Source organism: Rhizobium sp. FY34 (assembly GCF_005222845.1).
GTDB lineage: Bacteria > Pseudomonadota > Alphaproteobacteria > Rhizobiales > Rhizobiaceae > Neorhizobium.
The window spans coordinates 166,884-180,730 of sequence record NZ_STFZ01000034.1; the positions used below are offsets into that span (position 1 = coordinate 166,884).

The window sequence follows — 13,847 nt, forward strand, 5'->3', positions numbered from 1 at the left end:
CGTCAGATCGTGGCAAGGCAACGTCGCGAAAGGCGATTCCACAGGAAGCGAGCAGCCTTTGCACGCGCCAAGCCTTGACCTTTGCCCCCTCTCGCCTTAACCGCGCAGGCTTATCCTTGACCTTTTAAGGGGGTGATAGTGAAGGTTCTTCTGATCGGATCCGGTGGCCGCGAGCATGCGCTGGCCTGGAAACTTGCGCAGTCTCCTCTGCTGACCCGGCTTTACGCCGCGCCGGGCAATCCCGGCATTGCAGAAGTGGCCGAACTCGTTTCGCTTACCGTCGAGGATCATGCAGCCGTCATCGCCTTTTGCCGCGAGATGCACATCGACTTCATTATCGTTGGGCCGGAAGCGCCGCTGGTGGCCGGCCTTGCCGATGACCTGCGCGATGCGGGCTTTGTCGTGTTCGGTCCGTCCAAGGCTGCTGCCCAGCTGGAAGGCTCCAAGGGCTTCACCAAGGATATCTGCGCCCGCTATAATATCCCGACCGGTGCCTATCAGCGCTTTACCAGCGCCGAACCGGCCAAGGCCTATATCCGTGAACAGGGCGCGCCGATTGTGGTGAAGGCCGACGGGCTTGCCGCCGGCAAGGGCGTGACGGTGGCGATGAGCGTGGACGAGGCGCTTGCCGCCGTCGATGACTGCTTTGCCGGTGCGTTTGGGCAGGCGGGCGCTGAAGTGGTGGTGGAAGCCTATCTGGATGGCGAGGAGGCCAGCTTCTTCTGCCTGTCCGATGGCAAGACGGCGCTGGCGCTGGCCACCGCGCAGGACCACAAACGTGTGGGTGATGGCGATACCGGCCCCAATACCGGCGGCATGGGCGCCTATTCGCCGGCACCGGTGATGACGCCCCAAATGGTTCAACGCACCATGGACGAGATCATCCAGCCGACGATTTCCGGCATGGCCGAGAGCGGCTATCCATTTACCGGCGTGTTCTTTGCCGGTCTGATGGTGACGGCCAAGGGACCGGAACTGATTGAATATAATGTGCGGTTCGGCGATCCGGAAACCCAGGTGCTGATGATGCGGCTGAAAAGCGATCTCCTGCCCATTCTGTATGCCGCTGCCACCGGCACGCTGAGCGAGGTGACGGCAGACTGGCATGAGGACGTGGCGCTGACGGTGGTCATGGCCTCGAAGGGCTATCCGGCGGCATACGAGAAAAACACGCCGATCGATCATCTGCCGCCGGCAACCGATGGCGCCAAGGTGTTTCACGCCGGCACGGCGCTGAAGGACGGACAACTGGTTGCCAGTGGCGGGCGCGTGTTGAACCTGACGGCGAGTGGCAAGACGGTGGCTGAAGCGCAGGCGCGCGCCTATGCGCTGGTCGATCAGGTCAAATGGGACAATGGCTTTTGCCGCCGCGATATTGGCTGGCAGGCGATCCAGCGCGACAAGCAATAGAAGATCTTCATTGGTGATGATCTTTCCTTTAACCGCGCATTAACCAGGTCTTCTGACCGGTTGGAAAGGAAGACCGGTTACCATTCCCGCAGTTCACACTGGGGAATGGACCGATGTACAGCCGCGCTTTGCTTCTGGCCGCACTGGCCGCCTCGACTGCTGCCGCCGCGCCTGCAGCGGCATCCTCCATACTGCGGATGTCCGCGACACCGCTTGCCACATCACCAAGCGTCAAAGACATCATCTGCACGACCTGCGAGGAGCACACAGCTGCGCCGGTAAAGCCGAGCTATATTGTGCCGGAACTGGCAAATGGCACACAGCTGAACGAATTGAAGCAGCGCAACGGCAAGACGGCGCTGATGCGCACCGAGGCCTGGATGGGCGGCTCGCCCGTCACCTTCGTCAGCCTCAGCCCAGTGTGGATCGAAACCGAACAGAGCGTTCTGGCCGGCCGCACCGCGCCTTCGAACCGGGGCGATGGCGTGGACATGCAGGCAACCACCTCGGCCGTGGCACCCGTTGGCGAAACCGGCACTGCAGCTGCACCGGCGGCTGCCGAACTGACGCCCGTGGAGCCGGATTTTTCCGGTATGGAACTTCGCCCGAGCCACTGATGTCAGTGAAGCAACGGCGATGGCGACAGCAACCTTCAGTCGTCGCCCTGGCAACCATAGCTAGATATTGATGCATACTGAGTGCAACTCACATTCCATAGTATCAATTAGAACTTTATTTATTTGTTTTCACTATATTTTACGTCGGGTGCGGTGTAGCGCCTGTAAAGCGCAGAAGGCGCGGTAACGAAACATGTTGTCGCCCCTGTTCTATTTCGAAGAACGCCCGGTGATGACTGACGCGGGTGATACCGATGAAGAATATGAAAATTTCCCTGCAACTGTTCCTGCTCGTCGGCGCGATGATGGCCGTGTTTGCCGCCATCACCTTCTTCCAGGTCCAGTCCTCGACAACAGCACTCTACCGCGAACGCTATGAGATGCTGAGGACGCAGGTGGAAACCGCCTCGTCCATCCTGAAAGACTACAATGACCGCGCTATTGCCGGCGAGTTCAGCCAGGATGAGGCGCAAAAGCGCGCCTATGCCCAACTCGTCAAGATGCGCTTCGAGCCGGATGGCTACTTCTTTGCCTATGACTATGATGTCAACATGATGTTCCATCCCAATCAGAAGCTGGTTGGCACATCTGGCAAGGGCAAGGGCGATTCGGCGGGCTTTCTTTACCGCGATGAGCTGGTGAAGCTTGGCCGCGCTGGCGGCGGTTATGTGGAGTTCATCGGCCCGAAGCCCGGCAAGGATCCGAACGATTACAGCTATCCGAAAGCCGCCTATGGCAAGGCCTTCGAGCCGTGGAAGATCGTTCTGGTCACCGGCCTTTACATCGACGACCTGCGCGCCGAAATTCGCAACAATATCATTAAGACGGCCGGAGGGTCGCTTGCCGTTTTCCTCGCCGCTCTCGCCGGCGCCTATATCGTTATCCGTGGTATTACCAAGCCGCTCAACGCCATTCACGATGCGCTGGGTGCAGTGGCCGATGAAAACACCACGCTGAAAATTCCCCATACCGAGATGGGCAATGAAGTGGGCATGATGGCCAAGGCTACCGAGGCCCTGCAGGAAAAGATCCGCGAGCGCCATGCCATGGCGGTGCGCGAGAAGGAGCAGGAAGCTCAACTGACCGCGGAACGTAAAAACCGGTCTGACCTTGAACACCAGGAGGCCTTGGCTCAGGCACATGTGGTGGCCACCATTGGCGCGGCACTGGAAAATCTCGCCCAGGGTGACCTGACCGTGCGCTGCAATGATATCGGCCCGAAATACGAAGACCTGCGCCACAATTTCAACGATGCACTCTCGCGGCTGGAACAGGCCATGGGCCGCATCAACCTGAAGGGCAATGATATCGGCGTCTCCAAGGAGGAAATCCGCCGCGCCTCCAGCGAGCTTGCCCAGCGCACAGAGCGCCAGGCCGCCAATCTGGAGGAAACATCGGCCGCGCTGGACGAGTTGACGGTTGCCGTGCGCCAGACGGCAGACGGTGCCAAGGAAGCAGCCCAGCGGGTGAAAACCATCAGCACCGAAGCGCAGCAGAGTGATACGATCGTCGCGCAGGCAATTGGCGCCATGAGCGGTATCGAACAATCCTCCTCCGAGATCACCAAGATCATCGGCGTGATCGATGAAATCGCCTTCCAGACCAATCTTCTGGCGCTGAATGCCGGCGTCGAGGCAGCACGCGCCGGAGAAAGCGGCAAGGGCTTTGCCGTGGTTGCCCAGGAAGTGCGCGAACTGGCCCAGCGTTCGGCAGCCGCTGCCAAGGAGATCAAAGCGCAGATTTCCCGCTCTTCCGGCCAGGTGGAACAGGGCGTGCAACTGGTGGCCCAGGCCGGCGATGCGCTGAAGCGCATTTCCTCGCAGATCGAAAGTGCAGATCAGGTCGTGTCGCGCATCGCCCACAGCGCCCAGGAACAGGATACGACGCTGCGTTCGATCTCGGCATCCCTCAACCAGCTGGATCAGGCAACGCAGCAGAATGCCGCCATGGCCGAGGAAACAACCGCATCGGCGGAAGTGCTGGCCAATGACACCGGCGACCTGCTCGACCTCATCCGCAGCTTCCGCACCTCCGACACGCGCGGCGCAGACCTTGCCGCCATGGGACAGAAGATGCGCCGGGCCGGCTGAGCCACCCGCCATTAAACAGCAGACGCCGGCCGAAGAGGCCGGCGTTTTGCGTTTCAGGATTTCAGGAGAGCGGCGAGATCCTCGATCTGCGCAGGTGCAATATCGGATTTTTCGTGGAGAATGCGGATAACGCTTACCGCATATACTTCTCGCGTATGAGGGCCATGAACTCGTCTCGATCAAACGGACGGGCAGGACCGCTGTTCTCCCCCTCGATCAGGGCATTGCGCAGCCATGTCAGCTTTGCCTGCTCCTCTTCGAACAGGCGAAGGGCAGCCTCTACGACGTCCTGCGGCGAGGCGAAATGGCCACTTTCGACCTGTTCATCAACAAAACGGTCCAGCGATTCATCCAGGGTCACTTGAAAGGGCTTGTTCATCGAAAGCGTCCGGCGTTGAACCTGATGAGCCCAGTCTAGCACAAATACTGAACCAGCCGGAAGGCAGATGCGAAAGACCCCGCCGGAGCGGGGTCTGTCAGATCATCCCGAAATCTTCGAGAAGTCGGCCACGGTGCCGGTCGCCTCGCGGATGGCTTTCAAGAGGGCCAGACGGTTGGCACGGATATCGGCATTCTCGTCATTGACGAGCACATCCTCAAAGAACGTATCCACCGGGCCGCGCAGCTTCGACAGCGCTTCCATGGCCGAGCGGAAATCTTCCGTGGCAATGGCCAAGGCTGCATCCTTGGTGGCCGAGGTGATGGCGGCGTAAAGCGCCTTTTCCGCATCCAGCGTCAAAAGGTTTTCCGAGACGCTTGAGGCAACCACGGTGCCCTTCTTTTCTTCAGCGGCGAGCAGTTGCGTGGCGCGCTTGGTGCCGGCCAGCAGGTTCTTGCCATCCTCAGACGTGATGAAGGCGGTCAGCGCTTCCGCACGGCGGGCAACTAGCAGCAGGCCGTCGGTGTCCGGCGTTAGCACAGCATCGATGATATCATGACGGGCGCCCATATCGCGCAGATAGACTTTCAAGCGCTCGTGGAAGAAGGACAGGAGGTCGGCAAGATTCTCGCGGCTTTTCCGAACCCATTCCGGCTCCCGCAGCGAGCTCAGTAAGGATGGTTCAAGGTCGAGAACAATACTCGGGTCATTGAAAAGCCTATCGAAGAGGGCGTTCTGTTCAGCTGATAGAGGCTTCGGAAATGCATCTTCCAAAGCCTCGCTACGCGACATGCCGCTTTGAATTGAAAGCCACCAATTGTAGTAGTTTCTGAAATGCTCGTTGATTACGTCACTTAGCAGGGAAATGCTTAGCTTCCGCTCCAGAATCATGCGCACGACACCCAGCGCTGCACGGCGCAGCGCATAGGGGTCTTTGGAGCCGGTCGGCTTCTCATTGATCACCCAGAAGCCCACAAGCGTATCGAGCTTGTCGGCCAGTGCCACGGTGATGGCCACCTTATCTTCCGGCACGCGGTCGGAGGGGCCCTGCGGCTTGTAATGATCCTCGATGGCAGCGGCAACCGAAGCGTCTTCGCCCTGCAGAGCTGCATAGCGGCGGCCCATCAGACCCTGCAGTTCCGGGAATTCGCCAACCGCTTCGGTGCGCAGGTCAGCCTTGGCCAGCACCACGGCGCGATCCACCAAAGCCTCGTCAGCGCCGACAATCGGCGCCAGAACCTCGGCCAGCGCCCGGATGCGCGACACGCGCTCGCCTTGCGTGCCGAGCTTGGCATGGAAGGTGACGTTCAGCGCATCGAGTTTCGCCATACGCTGATCGAGCGGCTTGGTGAGATCCAGATCGAACTTTTCAGCCGAACCTTTAAGCGTTTCGAGATCCGGCAGATTGCCCTGGTCTCGCGTCCAGAAATGCTTGGCATCCGACAGGCGGGCGCGCACCACCTTGCCATTGCCATGCATGATTTCCTTGCCGCCATCCTTCGCCTCGATATTGGAGATGAGGATGAAGCGGTTGGACAGGCCTTCGGTTGCCCCTTGTGGGCGGGTGACGAAGCACTTCTGGTTGGTCTTGATCGTGAGACGGATGATTTCCGCCGGGATCTCCAGATATTCTTCCTCGAACGTGCCCATCAGCACATGCGGCCATTCGACAAGGCCGGAGACTTCTTCGAGCAGGCCCTCGTCTTCGACCAGATCAAGGCCATTGGCAAAGGCCAGATCGCGCGCATCATGCAGGATCACATCCTTGCGGCGCTCGGCATCCAGCATCACCTTCGCCTTTTCCAGGCTTGCGACATAATCATCGAAACGGCGCACGGTAATGGCGCCCGGCGCATGGAAGCGGTGGCCATAGGTGATGTTTCCGGCAGTGATGCCGTCAATATCGAAAGGGATGACCTGGGTTTCATCATGCTCCGGCCCGAAGACGCAGACGATGGATTGCAGCGGGCGCACCCAGCGCAGGCTTTCCGAACCCTTGCCTTCGATGCCGCCATAGGACATGCCCTTGGGCATGGAGGCAGCGCCCGAGCGCATGCTTTTCGGCCAGGGGAAGGAGCGGATGATGCCGGGCATCACGTCAGCAATGATCTCTTCTGCCGCTCGGCCGGGCTTGGAGACGACGGCCACGTAAAAATCGCCCTTCTTCGGATCCGAGACGACCTGCGCCTCCGACACATCGGAAAGACCGGCCTTGCGCAGAAAGCCTTGGACTGCCTGTTCCGGCGCCTTGGTGGATGGACCCTTGATCTCCTCGCGCTGATCGGCTGAGCGGGCAGTCATGCCGCGGATGTCCAGCGTCAGGCGGCGCGGCGTCCAGTATTCGCGCGCACCATCATAGGTCAGGCCCGCATCCACCAGCGCATCGGTGACGAGCTTCTTCAGATCGCCAGCCGCCTTGCGCTGCATGCGGGCAGGGATTTCTTCGGAGCGGAGTTCGAGCAGAAGATCGGGCATGGTACTCGGCTTTGTCCTGGGGTTCTTGGCTTTGCGCCGGACTTAGCAAGGCATGCGCCAAAAGTCATCTGCCGAGTGAGGCAAAATGAAAGCCTTGCGAAATCAGGCTGCCGGCAGAACGGGAATGGCGGCCATCTCCCCCTCAAGGAGGGAGATCGGCTAGACGCATTCACTTGCCCCCTCCTCAGCGTCGCCGAAAGGTGAGAGGTCGGCCCCAAATGATCTCCCCCCGTGAGGGGGAGATGGCCGGCAGGCCAGAGGGGGGCGAACTGGCTCGACGCTATACGAGAAAAAAGACCTACCACCCTCCCCCGCCGCCACCGCCTCCGCCGCCGCCGGACGATCCGGAGGAGGAAAAGCCCGAGGACGAGGAGGATTTCGGCGCAGGGATCGTCGAGGCAATGGTGGAGGCCATGGAGGAGGAGAAACCGCCGATGGACCCGCCGAGATTGCCAAACGAGCCGCCATGATACCAGCCGGGCTGGTAGGTGCTGGCACCGGCACCGGCGGCAGCTGTGGCAAGCCAGGTTTCGAACGTCTCGCTCCACGGCTTTTCGACGCCGAGCGCCACCGCATAAGGCAGAAGCGTTTCAAAGTGCTGCGGCGACATTGTCGGCGCGCTGGCCATGTTCAGCCGGTCCTTTTCCGCAACCGTCAGATAGAGCCGCAGGCCCTCGATGCCATCCATCAGCTTGGCACCGAGCGGCGTCGGTGCGCCCATCAGGAAGAAGAACACCGCATTGATAAGCACGATGCCGGCAAGTGCGGCAAACACCGGCCACTGGCCGCTATCGACTGCCTCGACCAGCAGAACCAGCACGAAGCCGCCAAGCACGACAAGGCCGACAAGTGCGATGGTGGCAAAGATGAGGACAGAGAGGATGCGCCTCAAGAGCGAGCGACCAGCCCCTGCCCGCTTGCCGAGCCTGACGGCCATGCTGCCAAAGAACACGCCGAAGAAGACCGGGCCGATGAGGAAGCCGGCAAGGTCCGTATCGAAATCGCCAAAGCCGAAAAGGGCGGCGATGACAAGAAGGCTGAGCACCAGGCCGCCGATGATGGGACCGATATTGCCGCGATAATATTTGCCGCGATGTTCCTTCTCGATGGCGGAGCGGAAGTTTGCAGCGACTTTCTGCACCCGCTCGCCATTTTCCTTGTCGATGATGAGTTCATTGCCTTCACCACCCAGCTGGGAGAGGAGCGCCGCCTGCCCGGTCGGCAGTTTGCCGGCGGCCTTGTCCGTGCGGCGCACGGTGATGCGGTTTTCCAGATCCTCGAGCGTGACGTAACCCTTGACGGCCAGATCGATGAAACTGGCCGAAAGCGCATCCCAGCCCTCGCCGGAAAAACCCTTGTTATCGATATAGTTGACAAGTGCCGGCGAAAGCCCGTCCGGCGCATCCCAGCGCGGCACCACGGTCCCGCGTGCTGGATCGCGCCCGACACGGCACCAGAACCACAGGTAATAGAGCGCCACCAGAGCAAGGCCGCTGCCGCCGATGATGAGATTGATATTGTCGCGCAACAGGTAAGCGCGGGCCTGGTATGCCGAGGGCTGATCGATGGAGCCCTTCGGCATGGCGATCACGATCGTCAGCCCCTCCTGGGCGCCAAGCGGCTGCGTGGTAACGAAGCCGGGAGAGGTCACGCCGCCGAAGCTGCGGGCATCCTTGCCGGTTGCGCCTTCCGGGCCGGTGAAAAAACGGGTGTTGCTCGCCCGCACACCGTCCGGCAGCGTGACCACGACAGTCACCTCGCGGATGCGAAACAGCCAGCCATTGCCGGTGACATTCCAGTAGAATTCGTCGTGATCATCGAAGAAACGGATCTGCCGGTCGGTGCGATAGGTCAGTTCATAGGTGTGGCGGCCCGGATCGAGCAGCGTTTCGGCCGACCCCATATAGATGCGCGTGCCGCCGGTAACGCTTTCCGTATGAAAATCTTCCTCCTCGCCATCGCGCAGGACCGAGAGAAGCTCGAAGCCCACTTTCTGGCGGCGGCCCTTGTCATCCATCATGTAGAGCGGAAAATCGCGGAAAATGCCGTGACGGATATCCCGCCCCTCGGCATTGACGGTGATGATCTCGGTCACTGTCACCTGCCCGTCGCGGGCAATGTCGATTTCCGAGCGGTAGCTGTCGATATATTCGGCAGCGCCTGCGCTCTCGGCGATGAGCCCGAGGAGACCCGGCAGAAGAACTGCCAGGATCAGGAGGATCGCGCGCCGAAAGCCTGTCATCTGCGCCTATCCCTTTTCGAAACCGACGCCGAGCGAGCCCATGGCATCCCAGTAATCCGGATAGGTTTTTGCCACGCAGCCCGGATCGAGAATGGAAATGCCGCCGATCTTCAGGCCCGCCAGCGCAAAGCTCATGGCGATGCGATGATCGGCAAAGGTATCGATCTCGGCTGCCAGATGCTGGCCGGCAAGCGTCGGATCGGAGGCAATCAGCAGATCGTCGCCCTCTTCGGTGGCAAGCCCTTCGCGGATGGTGTTGAGACCGGTCGACAGCGCCCGGATGCGGTCGCATTCCTTGACGCGCAGATTGGCGATCCCAACGAAACGCACCGGTACTTCGTTGAAAGCGGCAAGCACCGCAATCGTCGGCACCGCATCCTGCATCTGGCTGCCATCGATCACCGCCGGCATATGCGGGAAGGCGGAAATCACCGCATAGGCCTTGGCATCCGGCTGGGTGAAGGCATCGGCCGGCGTGCCGATATCGATCGCACCGCCGGTCAGCACTTCGGCGCCCCAGAGATAGGTCGCAGCAGAGGCGTCCGGCTCGATATGGAAATCGCTGGCCGTGTAGCCGGTCGGTTCGATGCGCCAGACGGAGGGTGACGGCTGCTCGACCTTGGCACCGAAGGCACGCATGGCGGCAAGTGTCAGATCGATATAGCCGCGCGCACCGATGTCTGACCCGGCAAGCTCGATCTCGAAGGGATCCGACGCACATGCCGCTGCCATCAGCAGCGCCGAGACATATTGGCTGGAAAGGCCTGCATCGATGACGACGCGGTTGCTGGCAAAGCTGCCGGTCGCATCGATGGTCACGGGCGGGCAGCCGGTTGGCGCTTCCACGGCGACACCCAGCGATTTCAGCGCCTCGACCAGCGGCAGGATTGGCCGCTTGCGCATATGCTGGTCGCCATCCACCACATAGCGGCCCTTTCCGAGTGCAACGGCGGCTGTCAGAAACCGCGTGGCAGTGCCGGCATTGCCGAGGAACAAGGGCTCTGCCGGGGCCTTCAACTGGCCGCTGCTGGTCACCACGAAGGTCGTCGCATCCGGCTCGTCCACCGTCACGCCCATGGCGCGCAGGGCGTCAGCCATATAGCGGGTGTCATCGCTTTTCAGCGCGCCGGTGAGCCGGCTTGTGCCTTTGGCAAGGCCCGCCAGCAACAGGGCACGATTGGTGATAGATTTCGAACCCGGAGGGCTCACGCGGCCGATAAGTGGCTCAGTGGTCGGGCGGATGGTCAGTCTGTCAGTGGTCATGTCAGTCTCGAATGATGCGCCATTCAGGCGCCGGTCTCTTAGAACTTGACGCTCGGGACGGCCCGGTCTGCGTCATTGGTGATTTCGAAATAGGGCTTCTTGGCAAAGCCGAACTGGCCGGCGACCAGATTGGAGGGAAAGCTTTCCACCTTGACGTTGAGGTCTCGGGCGGCGCCGTTGTAATAGCGGCGCGCCATCTGGATCTCGCCTTCCACCCCTTCGAGCGAGCGTTGCAGCTCCAGAAAATTCTCGTTGGCCTTCAGGTCCGGATAGGCTTCGGCCAGCGCGATGATCTTGCCGAGAGCGGCCCCCAGCAGGCCTTCGGCAGCGGCACGGCCCGCCACATCGCCGGTTGGCACGGCCTGCGCTCTGTTGCGCAGTTCAACCACCGCCTCGAACGTGGATTTCTCGTGGGTGGCATAGCCCTTCACGGTCTCGATCAGGTTGGGGATGAGATCGGCGCGGCGCTTCAGCTGCACGTCAATGCCCGACCATGCTTCCTCCGCCATCTGCCGGGCCTTGACCAGGCCGTTGTAGATGAAGACGACATAGAGGGCGACGGCCGCCAATGCGACAAGTGCGATTTCCATCAGAAAGCTCCCCGGCTTGAACAGGCGCGCGAACCCTAATCATTTCACCCCGCCCTGTCATCGGCCTTTCTTGCGCAAAAACTGGGATCAACCTGTTTCAATCCGGTTAATTCGATCTTTCAAATACAAGGGCGCGTATGCGCCGTCGGTTAAACCGCATCCGCTATGGTGACAACACGATCGTTGACCTTTGGGAGACGAAGGCGATGCAGACCATGACTTGGAACACCCTGCCCTCCTGGGCGCATCTTGCCTGCCGCGACATCCTGCGCGCAGCGACATCCAACCGGCGGCTGGGCGACATTCTGAGCGAATGCCTGGAAATCGTGACCGGGATCGCTGAATTGGATCTGGGGCAGAGCGCTGCCCTCTACATGATCGACTGCGCCAACCACACACACCGGTTGCTGCATCACCGGCACAGCGAGGAACTGGCTTATCCCATCGAGATCGACCCTTCCAGCATGGCGGAAAGCTTTCCGCGCGGCTGGGGACGTGCCTGCCTCTACCAGATGCCGCTTGCAGCCGGCGACGACGAGGCGCTGATCGGCACCGCCCTGCTCTTCGGACGCACCGGCAAGCGCATGAACAGCGAAAAACTGTCGATCCTGCGGCTTCTGTGCCAGGAAATCGCACGGATCATCGTGCATCGGGGCGGCGCGGCCGCCAGCCTCATCGACATGGTGGAGCTCTCGACCGACGAAATCTACATTTTCGATGCGCACTCGCTGGCCATCGTGCGCACCAATGCTACGGCCAGCATCCGCACCGGCCACCCGGCATCGCATCTGTGCCGGCTGACGCCGGCCGCACTCAAGGTCGATATGAGCGAGGCGGCCTATCGCGACCTGATCGGCTCGGTTCTGTCGGGCCAATGCAGCAATATTTCCTTCGATGCCTGCCACCGGCGGCGCAATGGCACGCTCTATCCGGTCAAGGTGCATGTCTGGCGTATCCGTGGCGAGGATCAGGACCTGTTTGCCGAAGTGGCTGTGGCCACTGCCGACCAGCGCAAGGCCTTCGGGCTGCTGGAACAGGTTTTCGATGCCATTCCCGGCGGTATCGGCGTGTTCGACAACCGTTCGCGCCTGCTGATGGCCAATCGCCGCCTCTACGACCTGATGAATATTCCGCCGGAGCTGTTCCCGCCCGGTTCACGCTTTGAAGACATACTGCGCTACAATGCAGAGCGCGGCGAATGGGGCGATGGCGACTATGAAAGCATGGTGCGCGAACGGCTGGACCAGGCGCAACTCGGCCTGCCCTACAGTTTCGAACGGGAACGGGCGAGCGGCAAGGTGCTGACCGTGCGTTCCGAGCCGCTGTCGAACGGCGGCTATGTGTTGAGCTATACCGACATCACCCTGCGCAAACGGGCGGAAAAGGAGCTGATCCGCAATCGGGACGAGCTGGAAGCCACCGTGCACCAGCGCACCGCCGAAATTGCCGCCCAGGCGGCAGCGCTGGAAGAGGCCCTGCAGCAGGAAAAGAACATCAATGCCATGCAACGGCAATTTGTTGCCATGACCAGCCACGAGTTTCGAACGCCGCTTGCCATTATCGATGGCGCTGCCCAACGGCTGATGCGCAAGAAGGGCGATGTCGATGCCGCATTCCTTGCCGAAAAGACCCATCAGATCCGTGGCGCGGTGGCCCGCATGGTGGACCTGATGGAAAGCTTTCTTTCGGCGGGGCGCATGGATACCGGCCGCGTGGAACTGTCACTCGTCGATTGCTCGATCCGCAAGCTGATCGAACAATCCATCACCCGCCAGAAGATCTTTTCGCAGAACCACCGCTTTGACAACGACCTGTCGGATCTTCCGGCCGTCATCCGCTGCGATGCACTGGCGCTGTCACAGGTCATCACCAATCTCCTATCGAATGCCGTGAAATATGCACCGCGTGCGCCTGACATCAAAGTGCGCGGCTGGCAGGAGGATGGCTTTGCCGTGGTCTCGGTGAAGGACAATGGCGTGGGCATCGATGCCGAGGACATCCCGAAGATGTTCCAGCCCTATTTCCGCGCCCGCACGTCCACCGGCATTGCCGGCACGGGGATCGGCCTGTCGCTGGTCAAGCAGGTGGTGACCTTGCATGGCGGCGAAATCCGCGTCGATAGCAGCCGCGGTCAGGGCACGGTTTTCACCTTCCGGCTGCCGATCGCGGGACCGCGCATCGAAACGCCACCACCACAGCCGGAGACAGACGATGAGGGCGCTCGCGAGGCAAGCGCCGCATGACGTGACTAATGGCCCGGATGGGCAGAACAGGAGAGCAAGATGATTACGGTTCTATGCGTTGAAGACGAAAGAGACGTCCGCGAACTGATCGTCGAGGAGCTGGAAGATGCCGGCATTCGCGTGTTGCAGGCGGAAAACGGCAAGGAAGGTCTCGCAAGCATCATCAGTCACCGGCCCGATATCGTGATTTCCGATATTACCATGCCGGAAATGGACGGCATTTCGATGCTGGGCGAATTGCAGATCAACCATCCGCAATTTTCCAACATGCCCTTCGTCTTCCTGACAGCGCTCTGCGACAAGGAAAAGATGATCGAGGGGCTTGGCGCCGGCGCCGAAACCTACCTGACCAAGCCGATCGATTTCGATGTGCTGATGGCCAAGATCAACGGGCTTGTGGTGCGCATCGAAAACCGCGTGGCGGCTGGAATGGAGTTTTAGGAAGTGGGCGCGGTCAGGCAAGCAACTTGCCGCTTCCGGGAACCGCAAGACTGGCATGCGACGACAGCCCGCGCTATGGAAGGAGCATAATCGGGAA

Annotated in this window: 10 protein-coding genes; 5 read left to right on the forward strand and 5 right to left on the reverse strand. The window is 60.8% G+C overall.

The genetic code is table 11. The features are described from left to right. Nucleotides 1-138 precede the first annotated feature (138 nt). The 3 genes from purD (at nucleotide 139) to E8M77_RS19825 (ending at nucleotide 4,117) form a co-directional block, all read left to right on the forward strand. The gene (gene purD / locus E8M77_RS19815) at nucleotides 139-1,410 is read left to right on the forward strand and encodes a phosphoribosylamine--glycine ligase (protein ID WP_137132354.1); all 1,272 of its coding nucleotides are present in this window, start codon (nucleotides 139-141) and stop codon (nucleotides 1,408-1,410) included. A 113-nt stretch (nucleotides 1,411-1,523) separates the two neighbouring features. After that, nucleotides 1,524-2,027 carry a plant virulence effector HPE1-like domain-containing protein gene (locus E8M77_RS19820; RefSeq protein WP_137132355.1) on the forward strand — a complete coding sequence of 168 codons (504 nt, stop codon included), beginning with the start codon at nucleotides 1,524-1,526 and terminating at the stop codon, nucleotides 2,025-2,027. Between the two features lie 254 nt (nucleotides 2,028-2,281). Then, a complete protein-coding gene (locus tag E8M77_RS19825) occupies nucleotides 2,282-4,117 on the forward strand; it encodes a methyl-accepting chemotaxis protein (protein WP_137132356.1) in 1,836 nt (611 codons plus the stop codon). Between the two features lie 133 nt (nucleotides 4,118-4,250). Here the strand turns inward: E8M77_RS19825 and E8M77_RS19830 are convergent, their stop codons facing one another. The 5 genes from E8M77_RS19830 to E8M77_RS19850 form a co-directional block, all read right to left on the reverse strand. Further along, complete coding sequence (locus tag E8M77_RS19830; RefSeq protein WP_137132357.1) at nucleotides 4,251-4,496, reverse strand: type II toxin-antitoxin system ParD family antitoxin; 246 nt, start codon at nucleotides 4,494-4,496, stop codon at nucleotides 4,251-4,253. Nucleotides 4,497-4,598: 102 nt separating this feature from the next. Then, nucleotides 4,599-6,971: a glycine--tRNA ligase subunit beta gene (gene glyS, locus E8M77_RS19835; protein ID WP_137132358.1), complete on the reverse strand. Its 2,373-nt coding sequence runs from the start codon at nucleotides 6,969-6,971 to the stop codon at nucleotides 4,599-4,601. Nucleotides 6,972-7,269: 298 nt separating this feature from the next. After that, nucleotides 7,270-9,213, reverse strand: a complete 1,944-nt coding sequence (locus E8M77_RS19840) for a DUF2207 domain-containing protein (RefSeq protein WP_137132359.1) — start codon at nucleotides 9,211-9,213, stop codon at nucleotides 7,270-7,272. A 6-nt stretch (nucleotides 9,214-9,219) separates the two neighbouring features. Then, the gene (gene aroA, locus E8M77_RS19845; protein ID WP_137132360.1) at nucleotides 9,220-10,476 is read right to left on the reverse strand and encodes a 3-phosphoshikimate 1-carboxyvinyltransferase; all 1,257 of its coding nucleotides are present in this window, start codon (nucleotides 10,474-10,476) and stop codon (nucleotides 9,220-9,222) included. A gap of 38 nt (nucleotides 10,477-10,514) precedes the next feature. After that, a complete protein-coding gene (locus E8M77_RS19850; RefSeq protein ID WP_137132361.1) occupies nucleotides 10,515-11,066 on the reverse strand; it encodes a LemA family protein in 552 nt (183 codons plus the stop codon). 206 nt (nucleotides 11,067-11,272) lie between these two features. On the opposite strand from E8M77_RS19850, the gene E8M77_RS19855 reads away from it, so the two are divergent. Continuing rightward, on the forward strand, nucleotides 11,273-13,309 hold the full coding sequence (locus E8M77_RS19855; protein WP_170975941.1) for a PAS-domain containing protein: 2,037 nt from the start codon (nucleotides 11,273-11,275) through the stop codon (nucleotides 13,307-13,309). A gap of 39 nt (nucleotides 13,310-13,348) precedes the next feature. After that, a complete protein-coding gene (locus tag E8M77_RS19860) occupies nucleotides 13,349-13,750 on the forward strand; it encodes a response regulator (protein ID WP_137132363.1) in 402 nt (133 codons plus the stop codon). The last annotated feature ends 97 nt before the right edge of the window (nucleotides 13,751-13,847 follow it).